This window comes from Streptosporangium sp. CA-135522 (genome assembly GCF_050949235.1).
Taxonomy (GTDB): Bacteria; Actinomycetota; Actinomycetes; order Streptosporangiales; family Streptosporangiaceae; genus Streptosporangium.
Genome location: NZ_CP192026.1, coordinates 5343747 through 5361122 on the forward strand (window position 1 = coordinate 5343747; position 17376 = coordinate 5361122).

Here is a 17376-nt window from a genome sequence, read left to right on the forward strand (position 1 = left end):
TGTTGTGGATATAGAGGTTGAGGAGGCGGCAGGGGTAAGTCGATCAGGTGGCCGCCCCCTCTCGGCCGGGTCAGTACTGGGAGATCATGCCGACAGCGCCGATGACGGCGGGGGCGTCTTGCGGGTAGGGGTCGTTGTCGATGGAATTCCACTTCGCGACCGGTACGAGACCGGGCGACAGAAGCTCCAGGCCGTCAATTAGGAGGCTGATCTCCGCCGTGGTGCGCGGGTGCGCGGGGTTGCTGGTCTGCCGGTAGACAGCCTGCCCAGCGGCTTTTTTCGCCTCGGTCATCGCGTCGGAGCAGGCGTGCGTCAGCACGACGTAAGAGCCGGGGGCGAGGGCATCGCACAGGACATCCATGATTTTCCGGGTGTCGGGGCCGGGCAGGAAGTGCCACACGCCGACCAAGATCAGCGCGATGGGCCGGGTGAAGTCGAGAAGCCCCCGGATTTCCGGGTTGTTCAGGATGTCGTGCGGCTGGTTCAGGTCGGCCTCGATGGTGACGACCGCGCCGGGCTCGTCGACGTTCGCCTGGTTGTGGGTGACAACCGTGGGGTCGTTGTCCACGTAGGCCACTCGGGCGGCGGGCTGAACGGAGCGAACGGTTTCGTGGACGTTCGGCCGGGTCGGCAGGCCGCACCCGATCTCCAGGAACTGGGTGACGCCCAGGGTGGCGACCTCTCGGGCCGCGCGCAGGAGGAAGCCGCGGTTGGCTCGGCAGGCGTCTCGCACCCATGTGTCGTCCGCCATAAGGATTTTGGCGGCTGCTTCATCGGCCCCGAACCATTCCTCGCCGCCGAGCATGTAGTCGTAGATGCGGGCGGAGGACGGCTTCGACGCGTCGGTCGGCGTGATCATCGGGTGAGAGCCTTTCGTCATTGAGGCGGGAGTCAGAAGTCCACGACGATGGGTACGCGGGCGCGGATTTCCGTGAGGATCTTCGGTGTTTCATGAGCGCGAGCTGCGGCGACCGCGACCCGGTCGAACGTGACCACGTGCTGTTCGTCGTCGCGCCGTGGGATGATCACGTCTTTGCCCTGCCCATGGAGGGCGATCATCTGGGGTTTGTCGTCGAAACGGAACACACTGAAGGGGCCGCACCCAGGCACGAAGTCGGAGGTCATCCGGTTCACCTGGATCGTGATTCTCGGGACCTGGCAGACTCGGATCAGCGTGTCGAGCTGCTCGATGTGGGTGTCCAGGCCAGCGATCGGCCGCCAGAGCACGGGCTCCTCGATGATCACCCAAAAGCGGGAGCCGTGCTCGGTAAGGATCTGCTGGCGGCGGGCGAGCCGCCTGACGCTGGTCTCGATCACGGACGCGGGCGGCTGGTGTTGAGTGATGCGGTAGAACTCGGCGGCGTACTCCTCGGTTTGGAGGAGGGGCGGCACGAAGTGCGGCTGGTAGGTGCGAATGTAGCCTGCGGTCTGCTCTAGCCCCCACAGGGCGGTTGCTTCGAGCGGGACCTGCTGCTCGTCCCACCAACTGGGCTGGCGCTCCCCCACGGCAACGGAGATCAGCGCTTCCTGCTGGTAGGGGTCCGTGACGCCGTAGAGGGTGAGCAGGGCGGTGAGGTCGTCTCGGCGGAACGGCAGGAGGCCGTTTTCCAAACGGCTCATCTTCGAGTCCGACGCGCCGATGTGTCGGCCGGCGGCGCGGGCGGTGATGCCTACATTTTGGCGTAGTTGACGTAGGCGGGCGCCCACGAGTTTCCGCGTGGGGAGCTCGTCGATACCCGTCTCCTGTCCAGGGCTATCGGAAATGCGCTCCTCCTGATCGTTTCACCCGTAGAGATCATCCTGCCGGAGAAGATCATGACTTGCATAAGCAATGCCGTCAAGTGGTTGAAGAGGTGAGAGTACGACACATTGCCCCTGCATACCAGCACTTCCTAAATTTCTGAGCCTGACTCGTGATTTGCATACGCAAACTTCCAGAAAGTGAGTCACGGCTTGTACTGGTCACAGCGGGCGCATATCCACATCGGCCATGAGGCCGGGATGAGGTGGATTTCGTGGGCCTAGGTGGTGTGGGCGTAGCGTCGGCCGAGCATCGCCGGACAGTACACGGCGTGCGCAGCCGACCGTGGCCTTCGTCATTCGGCGACGGCCCAGTCCTCGGCGAGGAGGTCGGCTTACGGGGCGCTCCAAGGCGCGATGTGGCTCTCGTTTTCGGTTGTCACCAGCTGGTGCCGAAAAGGTTACGATCCTCGCGGGGGCTGCAGAATGTCGACCTGTCGGCTGTGCTGGTCCAGCAAGGTGTCGACTTTTTCGAGAAGCAGATCAACCAGGGCCTTACGCTGCTCATCAGGTAGCGATAAGGCGTTGATCTGGTCGATCGCCTTTTCCAGACGTTGGGCCGTTCGCCTTGACGCTCTGGACATGGAGAGCGAGTGGCGCTGCTCGGTCTCCTGGCGCAGGATCGCGGCGGCGTTGGCCCGGCCGGCTTCCCGTATCTCCTCGGGTGAGGCGCCGACGACGAGGGCCATGAGGACAAGTTCCCGGTCGGGGATGTGTGACTTGCCCTGCTCATAGTTGGCCCAGGTGCGGTCGGTGAATGACTTTTCCGTGAGGCCTTTCAACGTCTTGATGCAGCTAGCGATCGGGAGGGGGCCTTCGAGTCCCCTCTCAGTTCGTCGTCGCAGGATGACGAGGGCCTCAGGTGGTACGGCGGCGGTGCTGCGGGGTGATGGGGCCACCGGGGCGCCTCCTTCGGTTTTTGGGGCTACCTTCGGTTTTTGCCCATACAGCGAACAGTAGCAGCCTGCGTCCGAGCATGCGCGAAAAGCGCGCTATCCTCGCGAATTTCGCGAAATTTCGCGAAAAGAGTTGAATTTCGCGAACGACCGTGTAGCGTCGTCCTTGAAGTTGCGTTGATCTTCAAACGAAGATCACGAAGCAATCAGGAGGTGGCAATGACCAGCGCAAACACGGCGACGATGCCGGAGCGCATCGTCGCCGACCTCATCGACGCGGGCGAGCCGACCGGCGAGCACATGCTCAAGGTCGGCCAGGTCGCGAAGGTACTTAAAGTGACCGACCGCACCGTCCTATACCTCCTGCAAGACAACAGGCTCAGCTACATCACCACCGGTAAGCGGGGTTACCGCATCCCACGGGTGCTCCTCGCTGAATACCTGCTGGAAAGCTTCGTGCCCCGGCAGCTCACCGAGGCTGAGCAGATGCTCGCCAACGTGCGGCAGGCCATCCAGGACAGCAAGGCCGAGCTCGCCGACCTCGCCGCACGCATCGCCACGGCGAAGACCGAGCTCGTCGAAGCCGACACGCCCACCCGACGTGGACGGTCCACCCAAACCGTCTCGTGACCAACCCACCGCAACCACAGATAAGGAGACCAGCCGCCGTGACCAATGCTGCTAGCACCATCGCTAGCAACAAGCTCCCCTATGACCGGAAGCTGGCCATCATCGCCATGCACGCCGCCCGGAACCTGACGTGCTCGGCGTTCGCCCCGCTGCGGCAACTCCTCGTCGCTCTCCTGCAGGAAGACGGTCACACGCCCGTCCACGCGGACGAGCAAGCCGACAACCTGATCGCCGCCGCGTGCGGCGTGATGGCCAGCATCGAGGCCGACGAGCCCCGGAAGGTCCCCTGGCGGGGCGGTCCGGACATCGGCGTCTACGCCGAAGCCATGTACGACCTGGAGCGTGCGTTGTGAGCCGACTCGCGACCCCCGCCGTCGAGGACCTGGTCGAGGCCGCCGACGAGTGGCCCGAAGCCGAGGCCGTGGCGTTCCCCGACGTCTACCTCTGCCCCGGAGAGTGCAAGGCCGACCAGAAGGTCAACAAGGGCGGCACGATCCGCAAGCACAAGGCGAACAAGGGCGACGTGCTGCCGTGCACCGGCTCCGGCGCCCCGATCCTCACCGCCCGGATCCCGCGCCGCAGCAAGGCCGGGTTCTACAAGGACCATGTCTCCGGGGTGCTGCTGCGGTCGGTGACGACGATCCTCAACCAGGGCTCGGCGCATGAGGCGCTGGTCTTCTGGGCGGCCAAGGTCACTGCTGAGACCGCGATGGACAACGTCGTGGAGATGGTCGCCGCCTCCCGCACCGAGGAGGGACGGGCCGAGTTCGTCAAGTGGCTCAAGCAGGAGCCCAACCGCCGCAAGGACGAACGAGCCGACGTCGGCTCAGCGGTCCACAAGCTGGTCGAATGCAAGATCCTCGGTGAGCCCGCTCCGATCCGGCTGCTGGCCAACCCGGAGTTGCGCCCGTACATCGACCACTTCAACCGGTGGGTCGCCGAGTGGGAGATCGACTTCGAGGCGTCGGAGATGGTCGTCGCCCACTACGAAGACGAGTACGCAGGGACGCTGGACTACCTGTTCCGGTCCCGGAAGGTGGCCAAGAAGTTCGGCGTCTCCTCGGACACCATCTTCGCGGGCGACACCAAGACGGGCGGCGAGCTGGACGGCCGGACGTACGACGGCAATGTGCACGGCGTCTACCCGGAGGCCGGCCTGCAGATGGCGGCGTACCGCAAGGCCCCGTGGGGGTGGTTGCGCGACGGCGAGCGCATCCCTCTGCCGCCCCGGCACGACATGGGCGTGATCCTGCACCTGCGCCCCGAGGGCTACAACCTCTACCCGGCCCGGTGCGGCGACGACATGTACGAGGTGTTCCAGACGATCCGCCGCATCGCGGAGTTCAGCACCGGCCTCGCCAAGAACGTCATCGGCGAGGCCCTCACTCTCGACGACGAGACCAGAGAGGACGCAGCCTGATGGGCGGCCGCATCATTGGCATGCAGCACCGGCTCCGCACGATCGGCCGGATTCGCCTCGGCACCTACGAGGGCAGGCCGAAGGCTTCGGAGTTCTTCATCCCGACCTCGGAGTTCGAGCACTACATCCGGTCGGCCGCTGACCTATTCGGCGGCGACGTCGAGCAGTGGAAACCTCAGGGCGATGGCGGAATGCAGTGGCGGCTGATGAACCCCGACCTCACCTCCCTGGACGCGATCATCCCCCCCGGCCGCGACCCCATCGACCAGGCGTACGAGAAGTGGTCCCGGGGCGGCAAACAGGCCCGCTGCAACGGCGAGACCGTGGAGAACCTGAGCCGGCTGTGCGTGTGCAAGCAACAGTGGGGGCCGAGGTTCTGGGAGAACGCCCCGAAGGACCAGACGTGCAAGCTCTACACCCGCACCAACCTCTGGCTGCCCGAGATCCAGGACATCGGGACGTGGCTGCTGGAGACCAAGGGCGCGAACGCCGGGGCGGAACTGCCCGGCTTCATCGACATGATGCGCGGCATGTTCAGCGACAAGGTCGCGCTACCGGTCCGCATCTGGCTCGTCCCCCGCACGGGCCGTGAGAAGGGCAAGCTCAAGCACTACACCAAGGTCGAGATTGAGATCCGGGGCATGACCGCCATGCAGGCGGCTTCACGCATCATGGCCGCCGCGCCCGAGCACGCGGAGCTGGGCGCCGCAGCCGCAGAGGATCGGCTCGCGATCGAGTCGGCCAAGCCCGGCCAGCCGGACTACGTCGCGATGATCGATATCGCGCAGACCCGCGACGCGGTGATTGAGCTGTGGCGGCAGGCCAAGGCCAACCGCGACGTATGGATGAGCAGCGGCGCGGTCATTGAGGCGGCGGCAGGCAAGCGGGTCAAGGAGATCGAGCGGATCGCTGAGGCGTGGAAGAACGTCGTCACCGCCTGGGCAGGCGGCGACATGGACGCGCTGCACCGCACGTTCACCGACTTCACCCGCGGCCGACGCATCGAGGAGGCGACAGCCGAGGAGCTGGAGGTGTTCCTCACGTCGATCCAAACCCCCGAGCCGGCCCCGACCGTGCAGGCCCCCGCCGGCCGCAGCGTGGCGGACATAGCGGTGCCGCCAGACGACGAGATCGAGGACGCCGAGGTCATCGACGACACCCCGGTGGCTGAGGAGCGGCTGACGCCGCTCAACATCGCGATCGGCGAGCGGGGCATCACCCCGCACACCGGCAGGGGCAGCACCGCAGCGAACAAGGCCGCGAAGGCGGCGTGGCTGACGGAGAAGGTCCGCCGCCCGATCACCTCCACCAAGGAGTTGACGGAGCGGGAGGCCGACGACGTCATGGCCATCCTCCGCGCGATGCCGGTCACTCACCCGGCCAACCCGAGGAAGGCCACCCAGCAGGCACGGCAGCAGGACCCGGCCGAGCGCCGCAACCACATGCTGACCTTGTTCGGCCAGCTCGGCATCGTCGACCGGGAAGACGTCCTGCGGGACATCAGCATCATCACCGGCGACGCCCTTACCGAGGCGGCCCCGCCGACCCCGGAGCAGGTCGAAGCGGCGATCGACGTGCTGGAAGCCTCGGGCGGTGACGTCGCCACCTACGACGCGATGGTCTCCCAGATTCAGGAAGCCCACGCCGAGGCCACCGGCAACTGACCCCCCTTGCCCCGGCCCGTACCCAGGGCCGGGGCACCAACCCAAGGAGAACCGCAGTGCGACCCATCTACGTGCAGCACGACCAGCTCCACACCGAGGACATCGGCTACAGCCGCACCGAGGACGAGGCGGTGCTCACCATCGGCTCATACCGGCTCCCCTCGTCGTCGAACGATCTGTCTCAGCTCCGCGAAGCGGCCGACCTGTTCCGCAAGGTCCGGGAGGAGGGGGACCGAGCCCACCGGGACGTGCTGGCCCGTATCGCGTTCCTGGAGCAGCAGGAGAAGCACCGCGCGATGGCCCCCGCTGTCACGCAGACCACCCCCGAGCCGGGCAGCATGTTCCGGCGGCCCTGCTCGTGCGGCGCGTCCAACGACGCGCGCTTGGTGCACCGCCTCGACGGGCCGTGCTACCCGACTGCGCAGGACAGCCAGCCGTGCCCGACGTGCAAGGGGAACGGCTGCGCGGACTGCATCCACTCGGGCCTGGCCGCCGTGAACACCTCCCAGCCTGCATCGGCCCAGGTCTACCAGTTCCCGCAGACGTCGTTCGACATCCTGCAGGGCCCGCCCACTCCGGCGCCCACTCAGGCACCGGCCAACTGATACCAGGACAGGAAAGGAAGACACATGTCTGACGACAAGGGCACCTTTTACAAGGACGACATCATCGCCAGGGCCGCCGAGCTCTCCTCCATCAAAGAGGAAGCGTTGAAGGCCGACCCGAAACTCCTGGACAAGGCCTACGAAGCGATCACGGCCGCCATCCAGGACAGCGTCGCCAAGGGCCGCAAGGTGCGGCTCACCGGGTTCGGGTCGTGGGCACTGGCCCACAAGCCCGCCCGCACCGCCCGTAACCCCCGCACCGGGGAGCCAGTGGAGGTCGACGAGGCGTGGAAAGTCCGCTTCAAGGCCGCTGCGGGGTTCGAGGGCCTGGCCAGGCAGACGCAGAAGGCAACCAAGCCCTGATGCAAGAACGAGTGTTCCGGGGCACCGGGATGGTGCGGGTGTTCGCCTCCTGGCATGTCGGGAGGCGTACCTTCACCGCCTACGCCAAGGACATCAACGACACGATCGTGTGGCAGGTCGGCCAGGAGAGCGACCTGCCGACGATCGGGGACCTGCGACTCGCGCTCCAGGCGCGCCGGGCGTTCCTCACGGTCGAGGTGGTGGCTGCTCTCCTGGGAGACCAGGAGGGCGGCCCCGCCGTCCTCGCCAGCGGCGCCGATCACCGGAAGGTAGGAGCCGCGCAGTGAGCACGGCAGCCAACACGGCCATCATCATCGGCGGTGCGCTCATCTGCGCTGGGGCTCTTATGCGCGGCTACCTTTGTCTCCCCGTCGCCCGCCGCCATCAGTGCCGGTGGGTGACGGTGGCGGTCTCATACCCGGGCGCGGTGCGGGCGCTGCCGTTCTCCCCAGTCGAGACCATCGTGCTCAAGCGCTGCAGAAAGTGCGACAGCATCGAGACGACGACGCTGCTCGGACAGTGGACGGTCGAGCAGCTCACCACCCCCCTCGAGGCCGAGGCGGCGCCGGCCTCGAAGGAGACGACCCGGTGAAGGTGGTGATCTCCGTTCTCGTCGGGGTGCTGATCGCCACCGCAGCCGCCGTCATCGTGTGGGCGCTGGCCCATACCTCGGACGCCCGCCGCACCCGCGCGGAACTCGACCTCGTCCGCGCTGACCTCAACCGGCACCGCGGCTTCGTCGACGACCTGCACGACCTGGCCCTCCACAACAAGAGCATCGACTACTTCGCCGCCACCGTCGCGGAGCACGTCCGCGTATTCCGCGCCTAGAGAAGCCGGGGGGTGCGCTGATCCAGGCAGGGGCCTGATCAGCGCGCCCCTCACCACCACGTAGTGAGATCGGAGAGACGTTGAAAACACAGTTAGGCCTGGTCGTGTGGTTCGCCCTCGCGGTTGCCCTGTGGGTGTCGAGTTACGTGTGGCCGCTGGTAGGTCACGTGCTTGTCCCCGTCGGCGCGGTCGGCGTGGCGTTCACCGCGCTGTTCATCGGTGAGGGCGTCATCCGTGACGTGCACGGCACCATCCGGATGCGCCTGTACGAGCGGCGCATGGACCGGGAATGGGCGGCGTTCCTCGCGCAGCGCACCCCCTCGGAGGGGGAGGAGGCGACTCGCGAGTGACTCTCCTCACCGTGATCGGGTCGGTGCCGGCATGGCATTGGGAGGCCGCGTGCGGCGACCTCGGGCGGCTGTTCGCGTCCAAGGAGCCTGAGGACATCGACGAGCAGCGGAAAGTCTGCTCAGGCTGCCCCGTGCGGGCCAACTGCGCGGAGCGCGCTGCAGCTATGGAGAAAGGCGAAGTCCCCGACCTCGTCATGGCCGGGCTGACGAAGGGGCAGGTCCTCAACGGCGACCTGGTCGACGGGGAACGCGACTGCGAAGGCTGCAGCGAGGTGAAGCTGCTGGTGCAGTTCCCGAAGGTCAAGGGCAAGCCCGGCGGCCGCAGCCTGCTGTGTAAGAACTGCGTGAACGCGCAGAACAGGGCTGCGTACGCGGCGCGGAAAACAGCGGCGTCATGACGCCCATGACCGAGGAGGCTGCGGCTTGGATCCGCCAGCACGTCTGGACGGACGGCATGCGCCGCGTCGAGTACGAGGTCCGGCCGGGTTTCTACACCCGGTGCGGGTGCCAGCGCGACGTCTGCCACCAGTGCCGCTGTGGCGTGCATGAGCGGTGCAACGCCATTCCGCGCCAGAGTCACGAGGGGATGATCGCCGACAAGACGGGCACGCACCCGGCGTGCTTCAAGGAGCCGTACAAGCACGTCACGGTTGACGGGGCGCCACGACCGACGGTCGTTGCCCAGGTGTGGCTGGCTGACCGGATCTGCCGATGGGCCTGCCGATGCGACTGCGCAGGCACGCTCCCCATGTCGCCGATCAACGCAGGCTGGATCCGGCGAAACGCCTGGTCGAAGAGTTTCGCTGAACGGCACGCCCGCCAGTACGGCGACCTATACGACCGGTGCCCATGTCAGGAGGACACCGACTGCCCCGACCAGCGCAGCCACAGTCTCCCGGACGGTTGGCTCAACGGCGGGATCATCTTCGACCAACGCTGCCAGCTCCTCTCGCCCATCGCCGTATGGCTGGCCGACCGGGCATGCCGGCGGCTGCCCAAACGCGTGCCTCCCGTCGCTGTCCCCGGCGGCCAGCAGGACGCACTCCCCGGTTTTGACATTTTGAGAGGAACACGGTGAACAACGACTCGATCGACACCCCCGGCCCGTTCAACGACCGGCGTAAGAAGAAGAAGCCCCGGAAGATCAACGGCAAGCGGATCCGTAAGCAGAAGCGCAAGCAGGAGCACCCGTTCCCAAGGCACTCCGTCATGTGGAACGGCGACGTCGTTTGCGTCGTCGAGGGCTACGGCGTCACCGAGCAGGACCTGGCCAGCGCCCGCGCGATCGCTCTCGGCGTCGGCCTGACCCACACGGGAGGCATGTGATGCTGGGCGAGGAGTTCATGGCCAACGCCAGGGTGCGGACCGGAATCACCCGCGAGTTGCTGCTAGAGCGGATGCGCCAGCACACCAAGTACGGCCCGCAGCGGCACCGCGACCGCCTCGAAGGCGAGGCGGTCGAGTTCGAGCTCCCGGCAATGCTCGCCGAGGCCGAACGGCAGATCAACTCCGACCCCAAGAAGAAGACCTGGCAGTCGATCCTGCTGGAGCAGGTCTACGGGGCCATGGCCGCCGACGAGCTGTCCGCGATGCGCATCGAGCTGGTCAAGGCTGCCGCCGTCCTGATGGCATGGATCGAGGACATCGACACCAGGTCCACTCCGGAGGGTGATGTCGATGGCAGGTGACACCACCAGTCCGCGGAAGCGCCGATCCTTCGTGCCCGGCGCCCGACATGGGACACTGACCGGCTACACCAAGGACCTGTGCGGCTGCGACCGGTGCCGAGCGGCCGGAACCAGAGCCCATAAGCTGCACTCCATCGGCCTGAAACTGAGGGTGGACGCCACTCCGATCAAAAGGCATCTGCTGGTCCTGCACCGCACGATGAGTTTCAGGGGCATTGCCGAGGCATCCAGCGTGGACTACAAGTCCGTCTGGGAGATCGCGCATGGCAGGCGGCAAACCGTCCTGCGCGCGACAGCGGAGAAGCTTAGGGCGGTGACACCTACCAACGGGCGTATGGGGGTCAGCTCGGTCGGGTCGCAGCGCCGCGTTCACGCGCTCAACGCGATGGGATGGACAGGCGAGGAGATCGGCCGGCGGGTCGGTGAGCGGCGGGGACACGCCTGGGCGAACATCACCCGCGTCACGCAGAGCAAGCAGGTCACGGCGATGCTCGCGCATGAGATCAGCGTGGTCTATGAAGAGATGGCCAAGCAGACGCCTCCACCCGGCCCCGCCAACCGCCGCGCCAAGGCGCGAGCGCAGCGGCACAAGTGGGCGCCGCCGCCCGCGTGGGATAGCGCGGACATCGACGACCCGGCCGCCCGACCGGACTGGGAAGCGGTGCTGTGCGGGTACGTCGAGTGTGGCCGCCCGGTGAAACCAGGGCGGGGCCACTGCAGACAGTGCGGGACATGGCTACAGAACCACGGCACACTCGACGACTACTCCCCGGCGAGGAACACGGCGGCGCTCGTGGAGAACGCCCGGTTCGTTTCGCGCGCCGAGGGCTGGCCCCTGAACGAGGAGGCCGGGAGGACGCTGATCGCGGAACGACTCGGCGTCACCCCGGCCGCGCTGATACGAGCCCTCGAACGGCACGCCAAGCAGGACAAGGAAACGCAAGCAGAACCGCTAGCGGTAGGAGCAGTGATGTGAAAGGACACCCGCGGACCAATCCGATCGAGGCGGCGCAGCACTTCGGTGCCTGCACCTGCGGCAGCTACCGGTACGCCAGCAAGAAGATCGCGAAGCTCGCGGCCAGGCAGATCCACCCCGGTAGGAACCTGCGCGCGTACCGGTGCGGAAACTACTGGCACTACGGGCCGCTCATGGTGGCTCAGAAGCGCCGCCGGCAGCTCACAGGCGTGCGGCCGAGCCCGGTCATCGTCGACGAACCGTTCCGGATGCCGCAGGAGGCCTCATGACGTGCACCGAAATCACCACCCGCAAGGGCATGATGCTGGCACACCTGCACCCGTCATCGCGGGGCGCGGCCGGCGCCGCTGCATACGCAAAGTGGCGGGGCCTGGACGCGTGGAAGCCGTCAGCGGTATGAGCGGCGTCTTCCTCGAACAGGCGTGCGTCATCATCGACCTGCCGGATGAGCGTTGCACCCGGGCGGCTGTGATTGTGCTGCTCATGGCGTGCGTTCACGAGCACATGGGCGACACCCCCGTCTGCCAGTCCCACGTCCAGGGCGCGGCGGACGGGGAGCTGCTGTGCCCAGAATGCCACGCGGCGGGTGAGCAGACCTGCCGTCTTCAGGCGGTGGGTGAGGTGACGGAGTCGGGGGAGATCCGTGTTCTCCAAGGCTGATCTGAAGCCGTGCGGCGGGGGTCGCGGTCACGCGCCCGGGTGCGGCAAGCCGGTTCGGTGGACGAAGACGGAGGCGGGCAGCCTGCTCGGCGTCAATCCCGACCCGGACCCGAAGGGGAACACGGCGGTGTGGCGTGACGTGGCGGGGGTTCTCCGGTCGCGTCGCGTCACCACCGAATGGCCCCTGCTGCCGTACGAGCGGCGGATGATGCCGCACGTCGCGACGTGCAAACCACCGCAGAAGAAGACCCCACCGCCGCCCAGGCCGCCGCGGGCCGCGTCGACGTCGGGCGAGTTCTACGCGCGGCTCGGCGTTCCAGCCGCCGCGACCCAGGACGACATCAAACGGGCATACCGGCAGCTCGCTCGCCAACTCCACCCGGACGCCAACCCCGGCGACGCGGCGGCGGCCGAACGATTCAAAGCGGTGACCGAGGCGTACGCGACACTGTCGGACCCCGGCAAACGCAAGACGTACGACCTGACCGGCCGGGCGCCACGCCCAGGTCGTTAACGCATATCAGGAGGAGATCACATGGCAGATAACGAACCCCTCCGCCTCGGTCGGCACTACGGTGTGCTGGCCGAGTTTGTCCGGCAAGTCCTGATCTGACCTCCCTTCCCTCAAGGGATCTACGTACGACGACGGGGGGAGTGGTGGCCGAGAGCCTGCTCGGGGAGGTGTGCGCCTGGCTGGAGACGCCAGCAGCGCAGGGGGTGACGACAGCGGAGCGCCTGGTGCTGCTCATCATCGCGGAACGGTGCAACAAGACGACTCGACAGATGTGGGCGTACAAGGGCGACGGCAAGACGCTGACGGAAGTCATCGCCGCCCGGGCTGGCCTTGAGGTCGACTCGCTGACGAAGGTGTTCCGGCGTCTCGCGGGCCGGGGCCTGGAGGTACGGGTGCCGATCGCGACGAACAGCCGGGGTCAGCCGGTGTTCGCCGTGCGGGGGAGGGCGAGCGACTACATCCTGCCCGACCTACCGGCGTCGGTGGAGCTGCCACCGCCCAGAAAGCCCGGACGAGCGGACGGGCAATAAGGGGGCCGGGGGGCTGTGGATAACTCGTCCACGGGCCCCCCAATCTCCGAAGAAAGCCCGGACGAGCGGACGGGCAATCACGGACGAGGATCCGGGCAATCGCTCGGAATGCCCGGACGAGGATCCGGGCCCATCCCTATAAAAGACTCCCTATCTATCCCTATACACATAGTTCTCTCCGTACGTGGCTTAGGTGGAAGGGGGAAGATCATCGCCCCAAGATCACGAGAAATGACGCAAGCACTCACGCAAGCAAGAAGGACCACCCCATGACCCAGCCCACTCTCCACCCGGCCTACGGCCCCCTCGCCGCCCTCCTCGCCGAGATGCGCCCCGACTGGGACCTCGACCAGGTCATCCGCGAACTCATCGGCTGCCCCTGGTCCCACCGCCTCGTCGTCGAATCCGTTCTCGCCGCACGAGACGAACAAGGCTCACGCCTCCACGTCCGCGACGCCATCGTGAAAATCCCCTCCCAAGCCCAACCCGCCACCCCCGAACAAGTCGCCGCCTACCGCGCCCACGCCCAACGCATCCTCGACCGACGCCACACCGGAGACGATCAATGACCATCGGCGGCATCGACATCCACTGCGACACCCCCAGCTGCGGCGCCGTCGGCCACATCACAGCCACCACCCCCGAACAAGCCCGCCGCCGCGCCCACAACCGCTACGGCTGGACCCACACCGCCGGCCTCGACCACTGCCGGACCTGCACCACCCAACGAACCCCGGACACTCACCCTCTCGTCGCTGAGAACTTCCCCACGAACGACGCGACACGGAGAACGGATCAGAAACCCGTCTAGAACGCTCTCAGACGCAAGCTGAAGCGCTAGCGCGCACGATCCGACCAAGAGGGCGGAGTCCATGATCAAAAACGCTCCACGGGCCACGTAGCGATCCGCAAGGCCAAACGCACCACCACCACCAACACCGCCACACGCAAAACGACGGTTAGCCAAGACACAACGTCGGCGGTGCGCCTCGCGAGGATCCCGGTGCGGGCGTGACCCCGTCCGACCTGCGGAAATAGCGTTACTTGATCGTGATGCAAAAGGTCGTCTCGAAAACGAAACAACCCCTAGGCTTGCCTCATGAACGAAACGAGAAGAGCAAGGGGGGCGGCGGTGGCGGCGGTCGCCGCCATCCTCATCACATGCGCGGCGCTCCTCCCGATCGCGGCAGCGGTCGCGGACAGTGCGCCTGCCGCCGCAGTCGCCGACGTCACCTTGGAGCCGGAGAACCCCGCGCCCACCGTGACGGAGACCATCACCGCCACTGCCACCATGACGGCGACGGTCACCACCATGGCAACAACCACGGCCACGGCGACCGCCACAGCCACAGCCACAGCCACGGCAACCAAGACGGCCACCGCGACCGCCACGGCCACAGCCACGGCGACCAAGACGGCGACCGCCACGGCGACAACCACAGTCACGGCCACCCCCGCGCCGTCCGTGTCCGTGAGTTTCGTCACTGCGCAGCCGCTACCCACGATGCCCGCGCCGGTGGAAACCCCGGTGGTTGCTCCTCCGGCGACCCCCGCGTGTGCGACTCCTCCCGTGCCCGGTCTGGCTTGCATCCCGCAAGCTGTACAGCTCGGGTCTGGGATCAGCACCGAGGTCAGCGGGCAGGCTGCCCAGCTCGCAGGGTTCGGCACCCCCACGGGTATCGCTCTCGGCGCGTTGGGAATCCTCGCGGTGAGCGCGGTCGGCGTCGCCATCTGGGTCGTCAAGCGCAACGCCCGACACGTCCCATCACGCAAGCAAAAGCGCAAGCAAAAGCCTGCCAGTCGGGACACCGGCGGCGACGAAACCCTCATCGCCTAACCACCCCCAGGGCCGCCCGCAACAGGGCGGGCGGCCCCCTACCCGAAAGGGAAGATCATGACCGAGAACACCGCCACCGCCACCGCCACGGAGATCAATCTCAGTGTTGAGCAGGCGACCGCGCTTCTCCCCATCTACGCGTGGTTGACCAGGGCCGAAACCCCTAAGGGGGGTAGCGCCCGGGGGACCGCGTCCTTCTGGTCTTTCGTAGGCGGGAACCGGCCGAGCATCGCCACCCTAGCCAGCCTGCACAAGGCGGACCAGCTTCACGGTGACGCTCTCATCGGTGAGGACCTGATCCCGCTGCCCGAGGGCAGTGACTTCCCTGCTTCGCACATCTACACGCAGGGCACCGGCAAGGCCGTCACCCGGTGGACCACGCGTAGATACGAGGGCATGCAGATGCTGGCCCTCACGGATGAGGAGCACCCCCTTGCCGCGCCCGCTGGGGCCAGCGTGTCGGACCTGGGTAAGTGGATCACCGCCGTTCTGCCGGACGCCATGGAGCGGATCAAGGCCCAGCGTGAGGAAGCCCGCAAGGCTGCGGAGCGCAAGGCGGCAAGCGACTTGATGGACAAGACCATCAAGGACTTGCGCGCAGCCATTGAGGTCGCACGCTCGCACGAACTGGACGTCACCGCACAGGAAGCGATGCTTGCCGCTTTCGAGGCTCAGCAGGCCGCCCAGCAGTAACACCACGTCGGGCCGCGTACCCGCGCGGCCCGACTTCACCCCAGCCAACCCACCTAGTCAGGAGATCTACCCATGTTCCGCAACACGACCCCCACCAACGAACTGATCATGGAGACGGTGGAGCTGTACGCGCTGCTTCTCGCCGTTCTGCACATCCCGATCGGTCTCAACGTGACCATGACGTCCGCCCGTAAGCCGGTCCTGACCATCCATCATGACGTCTGCTGCGCCGGTGTTGAGCATGCCCTGATGTTCTACAGCGAGGCCATCGCCGCGCCGCTGGTGGAAGCTTTCGAGGCGATTCACAAGCTTTCCGAGTGCACCTATGACAGGGTCCTCTCTGACCTCAAGTCGAACGGCGCGGCCGAGACCGTCAACCGCGCCGAGATCAAGCGCCTACGCGCGATCGTCGCCAAAGCTGAGCAGACGGTGCGACGTGAGATCGTCCGAGAGTTCATTGGAGACGTTCTCGGATAGTCCGAGCAAGGGAAACGAGCCCGCTAGCCACATGGCTAGCGGGCTCTTTCGCGTTCCGGCCCCTCCCCCACCCCCCTCCAGCCCCCCGGGCGGGCCCCGGTGTGTGCTGCTGTTCCGTTTGGTTCGGGGGGTGTGTGTTGGTGTCGTTTTGCCTGGCGTGTGTGTCGGTGTGTGCGCAGGTGGGGGGTTGTGGGGGTGATGATGGTGGTGTGTGGGTGGATTTTGATGTGGCGGCTGGTCGTGTTGGGGTGGATCGGACGACGGTGGGGAGGTGGGTTGCGTCGGGTCGTCTTCGGTGTCTGGTGGTCGACGAGCGGACGGGTTTGCCTCGTGCTCGTCGGCCGGGGGAGGCGGGGGGGTTGGTGAATGTGCGGGAGTTGTTGGTGGTGGAGCGTGAGCGTCGTGGGTCGCGTGGCCGGCCGGGTGCTCGGTTGCCGCTAGCGTTCGGGCTTGCGTCTGGTGAGGGTGGGTGAGCGTGCGGTGAATGGTGTTGGGCCGTTGGGCCGGGTGGTTGCGGCGAATGTGCGGTTGTTGCGGCTGGGCCGCGGGTGGTCGCAGCGGGAGTTGGGTGAGCGGATGGCTGGTGCTGGGCGCCGGTTGTCTGAGGTGTCGGTGAACAAGTTGGAGGCTGCCGCGGATGCGGGGGCGCCGCGTTTCCGGCATGTGGATGTGGATGATCTGGTGGTGTTGGCGCGGGTGTTCGAGGTTGAGCCGGTGATGTTGTTGCAGCCGTTGGAGGTGCGGACGGTGGTGGAGGTTGCGGGTTGGGCGGGGACGCGTCGGTGACTGATCTGGAGCTGGATCTCGCGACGGTGGTTGCCCGGCTGGAACAGGTGCAGGCGGCGGGTGGTTGGTCGGCCGCGGATCCTGTGGTTGTCGAGCGTGTGTTGTCGTGTGATCTGCCTCGGTTGCGTGGGCATCTTTCGGCGGAGGTGCTTGCGTTCGTGGATGCCGAGGGTTGAGTGGGGGCTCGACTACTCCACGATGCCGGCGTACCGCGCGCCGTACCCCTCGGCGATGGTCTGCGCGGCCTGCTCCATGGAGATGGCGGGCGGGATCTCATCGCGGACCGCATCGACTCTCACGAACCGGCCGTCGTGGTAGCGCACGACGACGCCTTCCATCCCTACGGTGTCCGGGCGCTTGTACTTGTGCGCCGTGTCCTCGTCGAGCTTCTCGACGGTGACTGTCCAGCGGCTCATGTCCAGCGTCATCGTGTGTCCTCTCTGTGTGATTCGAGCGTAGGGACTGAGGCGGCGGGTTCGTCGGTGCTTGTGAAAAGACCTCACGGGATTCACGTGATCTTCCGCTTTAACTCACGATAATGTCCCTTATCGTGAGTTAGGATTCGAGCAGTGATCAACGCTTCCAAGATCACGAAATCGCGAGTGAGTCACCCAACTCACCCGCTCCAACCAACCCGCTAGCAAAAAGGCAAGCAA

The 17376-nt window shown here is 66.5% G+C and carries 31 protein-coding genes; 26 read left to right on the plus strand and 5 right to left on the minus strand.

The window, feature by feature from the left end; genetic code table 11:
* Positions 1 to 70: 70 nt before the first annotated feature.
* The 3 genes from ACQPYK_RS25205 to ACQPYK_RS25215 form a co-directional block, all read right to left on the minus strand.
* On the minus strand, positions 71 to 859 hold the full coding sequence (locus ACQPYK_RS25205) for an SAM-dependent methyltransferase (protein WP_433235359.1): 789 nt from the start codon (positions 857 to 859) through the stop codon (positions 71 to 73).
* 32 nt (positions 860 to 891) lie between these two features.
* Positions 892 to 1707 (minus strand): helix-turn-helix domain-containing protein, encoded by an 816-nt coding sequence (locus ACQPYK_RS25210; RefSeq protein ID WP_433235362.1) that lies wholly within the window; start codon positions 1705 to 1707, stop codon positions 892 to 894.
* Between the two features lie 494 nt (positions 1708 to 2201).
* On the minus strand, positions 2202 to 2582 hold the full coding sequence (locus ACQPYK_RS25215) for a hypothetical protein (protein WP_433235364.1): 381 nt from the start codon (positions 2580 to 2582) through the stop codon (positions 2202 to 2204).
* Positions 2583 to 2915: 333 nt separating this feature from the next.
* On the opposite strand from ACQPYK_RS25215, the gene ACQPYK_RS25220 reads away from it, so the two are divergent.
* The 21 genes from ACQPYK_RS25220 (at position 2916) to ACQPYK_RS25320 (ending at position 13738) form a co-directional block, all read left to right on the plus strand.
* The gene (locus ACQPYK_RS25220; RefSeq protein ID WP_433235367.1) at positions 2916 to 3326 is read left to right on the plus strand and encodes an excisionase family DNA-binding protein; all 411 of its coding nucleotides are present in this window, start codon (positions 2916 to 2918) and stop codon (positions 3324 to 3326) included.
* 38 nt (positions 3327 to 3364) lie between these two features.
* Positions 3365 to 3679: a hypothetical protein gene (locus ACQPYK_RS25225; protein WP_433235370.1), complete on the plus strand. Its 315-nt coding sequence runs from the start codon at positions 3365 to 3367 to the stop codon at positions 3677 to 3679.
* Entirely contained in the window at positions 3676 to 4746 is a 1071-nt protein-coding gene (locus ACQPYK_RS25230) for a hypothetical protein (RefSeq protein ID WP_433235373.1), read from the plus strand. Before ACQPYK_RS25225 ends, ACQPYK_RS25230 begins: the two co-directional genes overlap by 4 nt.
* Entirely contained in the window at positions 4746 to 6410 is a 1665-nt protein-coding gene (locus tag ACQPYK_RS25235) for a hypothetical protein (RefSeq protein ID WP_433235376.1), read from the plus strand. The genes ACQPYK_RS25230 and ACQPYK_RS25235 overlap by 1 nt, the downstream gene beginning before the upstream one ends.
* 56 nt (positions 6411 to 6466) lie before the next feature.
* Complete coding sequence (locus ACQPYK_RS25240; protein WP_433235379.1) at positions 6467 to 7015, plus strand: hypothetical protein; 549 nt, start codon at positions 6467 to 6469, stop codon at positions 7013 to 7015.
* Positions 7016 to 7039: 24 nt separating this feature from the next.
* Entirely contained in the window at positions 7040 to 7378 is a 339-nt protein-coding gene (locus ACQPYK_RS25245) for an HU family DNA-binding protein (RefSeq protein WP_433235382.1), read from the plus strand.
* Positions 7378 to 7665, plus strand: a complete 288-nt coding sequence (locus ACQPYK_RS25250) for a hypothetical protein (RefSeq protein WP_433235385.1) — start codon at positions 7378 to 7380, stop codon at positions 7663 to 7665. Before ACQPYK_RS25245 ends, ACQPYK_RS25250 begins: the two co-directional genes overlap by 1 nt.
* A complete protein-coding gene (locus ACQPYK_RS25255; RefSeq protein ID WP_433235388.1) occupies positions 7662 to 7970 on the plus strand; it encodes a hypothetical protein in 309 nt (102 codons plus the stop codon). The genes ACQPYK_RS25250 and ACQPYK_RS25255 overlap by 4 nt, the downstream gene beginning before the upstream one ends.
* Positions 7967 to 8209, plus strand: a complete 243-nt coding sequence (locus tag ACQPYK_RS25260) for a hypothetical protein (protein WP_433235391.1) — start codon at positions 7967 to 7969, stop codon at positions 8207 to 8209. Before ACQPYK_RS25255 ends, ACQPYK_RS25260 begins: the two co-directional genes overlap by 4 nt.
* Positions 8210 to 8289: 80 nt before the next feature.
* A complete protein-coding gene (locus ACQPYK_RS25265) occupies positions 8290 to 8559 on the plus strand; it encodes a hypothetical protein (protein WP_433235394.1) in 270 nt (89 codons plus the stop codon).
* Entirely contained in the window at positions 8556 to 8957 is a 402-nt protein-coding gene (locus ACQPYK_RS25270) for a WhiB family transcriptional regulator (RefSeq protein WP_433235397.1), read from the plus strand. The genes ACQPYK_RS25265 and ACQPYK_RS25270 overlap by 4 nt, the downstream gene beginning before the upstream one ends.
* Before the next feature lie 5 nt (positions 8958 to 8962).
* Entirely contained in the window at positions 8963 to 9637 is a 675-nt protein-coding gene (locus tag ACQPYK_RS25275) for a DUF6248 family natural product biosynthesis protein (RefSeq protein WP_433235400.1), read from the plus strand.
* A complete protein-coding gene (locus ACQPYK_RS25280) occupies positions 9634 to 9885 on the plus strand; it encodes a hypothetical protein (RefSeq protein ID WP_433235403.1) in 252 nt (83 codons plus the stop codon). The genes ACQPYK_RS25275 and ACQPYK_RS25280 overlap by 4 nt, the downstream gene beginning before the upstream one ends.
* Positions 9885 to 10247 carry a hypothetical protein gene (locus ACQPYK_RS25285; RefSeq protein ID WP_433235406.1) on the plus strand — a complete coding sequence of 121 codons (363 nt, stop codon included), beginning with the start codon at positions 9885 to 9887 and terminating at the stop codon, positions 10245 to 10247. Before ACQPYK_RS25280 ends, ACQPYK_RS25285 begins: the two co-directional genes overlap by 1 nt.
* On the plus strand, positions 10237 to 11223 hold the full coding sequence (locus ACQPYK_RS25290; protein WP_433235409.1) for a hypothetical protein: 987 nt from the start codon (positions 10237 to 10239) through the stop codon (positions 11221 to 11223). The genes ACQPYK_RS25285 and ACQPYK_RS25290 overlap by 11 nt, the downstream gene beginning before the upstream one ends.
* The gene (locus ACQPYK_RS25295; RefSeq protein WP_433235412.1) at positions 11220 to 11492 is read left to right on the plus strand and encodes a hypothetical protein; all 273 of its coding nucleotides are present in this window, start codon (positions 11220 to 11222) and stop codon (positions 11490 to 11492) included. The genes ACQPYK_RS25290 and ACQPYK_RS25295 overlap by 4 nt, the downstream gene beginning before the upstream one ends.
* A gap of 109 nt (positions 11493 to 11601) precedes the next feature.
* Positions 11602 to 11883 (plus strand): hypothetical protein, encoded by a 282-nt coding sequence (locus ACQPYK_RS25300; RefSeq protein WP_433235414.1) that lies wholly within the window; start codon positions 11602 to 11604, stop codon positions 11881 to 11883.
* Positions 11867 to 12397: a J domain-containing protein gene (locus tag ACQPYK_RS25305; protein ID WP_433235417.1), complete on the plus strand. Its 531-nt coding sequence runs from the start codon at positions 11867 to 11869 to the stop codon at positions 12395 to 12397. Before ACQPYK_RS25300 ends, ACQPYK_RS25305 begins: the two co-directional genes overlap by 17 nt.
* 143 nt (positions 12398 to 12540) lie before the next feature.
* Positions 12541 to 12927 carry a hypothetical protein gene (locus tag ACQPYK_RS25310; RefSeq protein ID WP_433235420.1) on the plus strand — a complete coding sequence of 129 codons (387 nt, stop codon included), beginning with the start codon at positions 12541 to 12543 and terminating at the stop codon, positions 12925 to 12927.
* A gap of 269 nt (positions 12928 to 13196) precedes the next feature.
* A complete protein-coding gene (locus tag ACQPYK_RS25315) occupies positions 13197 to 13496 on the plus strand; it encodes a hypothetical protein (RefSeq protein WP_433235423.1) in 300 nt (99 codons plus the stop codon).
* On the plus strand, positions 13493 to 13738 hold the full coding sequence (locus ACQPYK_RS25320) for a hypothetical protein (RefSeq protein WP_433235426.1): 246 nt from the start codon (positions 13493 to 13495) through the stop codon (positions 13736 to 13738). The genes ACQPYK_RS25315 and ACQPYK_RS25320 overlap by 4 nt, the downstream gene beginning before the upstream one ends.
* A gap of 275 nt (positions 13739 to 14013) precedes the next feature.
* Here the strand turns inward: ACQPYK_RS25320 and ACQPYK_RS25325 are convergent, their stop codons facing one another.
* On the minus strand, positions 14014 to 14412 hold the full coding sequence (locus ACQPYK_RS25325; protein ID WP_433235429.1) for a hypothetical protein: 399 nt from the start codon (positions 14410 to 14412) through the stop codon (positions 14014 to 14016).
* Between the two features lie 85 nt (positions 14413 to 14497).
* On the opposite strand from ACQPYK_RS25325, the gene ACQPYK_RS25330 reads away from it, so the two are divergent.
* The 5 genes from ACQPYK_RS25330 to ACQPYK_RS25350 all read left to right on the plus strand — a co-directional run bounded on the left by ACQPYK_RS25330 (position 14498) and on the right by ACQPYK_RS25350 (position 16896).
* Complete coding sequence (locus ACQPYK_RS25330; protein ID WP_433235432.1) at positions 14498 to 14764, plus strand: hypothetical protein; 267 nt, start codon at positions 14498 to 14500, stop codon at positions 14762 to 14764.
* A gap of 57 nt (positions 14765 to 14821) precedes the next feature.
* Entirely contained in the window at positions 14822 to 15457 is a 636-nt protein-coding gene (locus ACQPYK_RS25335) for a hypothetical protein (RefSeq protein WP_433235435.1), read from the plus strand.
* A gap of 72 nt (positions 15458 to 15529) precedes the next feature.
* Positions 15530 to 15934 (plus strand): hypothetical protein, encoded by a 405-nt coding sequence (locus ACQPYK_RS25340; protein ID WP_433235437.1) that lies wholly within the window; start codon positions 15530 to 15532, stop codon positions 15932 to 15934.
* A gap of 450 nt (positions 15935 to 16384) precedes the next feature.
* The gene (locus tag ACQPYK_RS25345; protein ID WP_433235440.1) at positions 16385 to 16720 is read left to right on the plus strand and encodes a hypothetical protein; all 336 of its coding nucleotides are present in this window, start codon (positions 16385 to 16387) and stop codon (positions 16718 to 16720) included.
* The gene (locus ACQPYK_RS25350) at positions 16717 to 16896 is read left to right on the plus strand and encodes a hypothetical protein (protein WP_433235443.1); all 180 of its coding nucleotides are present in this window, start codon (positions 16717 to 16719) and stop codon (positions 16894 to 16896) included. The genes ACQPYK_RS25345 and ACQPYK_RS25350 overlap by 4 nt, the downstream gene beginning before the upstream one ends.
* A gap of 12 nt (positions 16897 to 16908) precedes the next feature.
* Here the strand turns inward: ACQPYK_RS25350 and ACQPYK_RS25355 are convergent, their stop codons facing one another.
* The gene (locus ACQPYK_RS25355; protein ID WP_433235446.1) at positions 16909 to 17136 is read right to left on the minus strand and encodes a hypothetical protein; all 228 of its coding nucleotides are present in this window, start codon (positions 17134 to 17136) and stop codon (positions 16909 to 16911) included.
* Between the last annotated feature and the right edge of the window lie 240 nt (positions 17137 to 17376).

What these genes read in the sequence shown, in the direction of transcription:
- ACQPYK_RS25205 (WP_433235359.1), bottom strand. Translation starts at nt 859, where the DNA reads ATGATCACGCCGACCGACGCGTCGAAGCCGTCCTCCGCCCGCATCTAC.
- ACQPYK_RS25220 (WP_433235367.1), top strand. Translation starts at nt 2,916, where the DNA reads ATGACCAGCGCAAACACGGCGACGATGCCGGAGCGCATCGTCGCCGAC.
- ACQPYK_RS25235 (WP_433235376.1), top strand. Translation starts at nt 4,746, where the DNA reads ATGGGCGGCCGCATCATTGGCATGCAGCACCGGCTCCGCACGATCGGC.
- ACQPYK_RS25245 (WP_433235382.1), top strand. Translation starts at nt 7,040, where the DNA reads ATGTCTGACGACAAGGGCACCTTTTACAAGGACGACATCATCGCCAGG.
- ACQPYK_RS25250 (WP_433235385.1), top strand. Translation starts at nt 7,378, where the DNA reads ATGCAAGAACGAGTGTTCCGGGGCACCGGGATGGTGCGGGTGTTCGCC.
- ACQPYK_RS25275 (WP_433235400.1), top strand. Translation starts at nt 8,963, where the DNA reads ATGACCGAGGAGGCTGCGGCTTGGATCCGCCAGCACGTCTGGACGGAC.
- ACQPYK_RS25285 (WP_433235406.1), top strand. Translation starts at nt 9,885, where the DNA reads ATGCTGGGCGAGGAGTTCATGGCCAACGCCAGGGTGCGGACCGGAATC.
- ACQPYK_RS25290 (WP_433235409.1), top strand. Translation starts at nt 10,237, where the DNA reads ATGGCAGGTGACACCACCAGTCCGCGGAAGCGCCGATCCTTCGTGCCC.
- ACQPYK_RS25315 (WP_433235423.1), top strand. Translation starts at nt 13,197, where the DNA reads ATGACCCAGCCCACTCTCCACCCGGCCTACGGCCCCCTCGCCGCCCTC.
- ACQPYK_RS25320 (WP_433235426.1), top strand. Translation starts at nt 13,493, where the DNA reads ATGACCATCGGCGGCATCGACATCCACTGCGACACCCCCAGCTGCGGC.
- ACQPYK_RS25335 (WP_433235435.1), top strand. Translation starts at nt 14,822, where the DNA reads ATGACCGAGAACACCGCCACCGCCACCGCCACGGAGATCAATCTCAGT.
- ACQPYK_RS25340 (WP_433235437.1), top strand. Translation starts at nt 15,530, where the DNA reads ATGTTCCGCAACACGACCCCCACCAACGAACTGATCATGGAGACGGTG.
- ACQPYK_RS25355 (WP_433235446.1), bottom strand. Translation starts at nt 17,136, where the DNA reads ATGAGCCGCTGGACAGTCACCGTCGAGAAGCTCGACGAGGACACGGCG.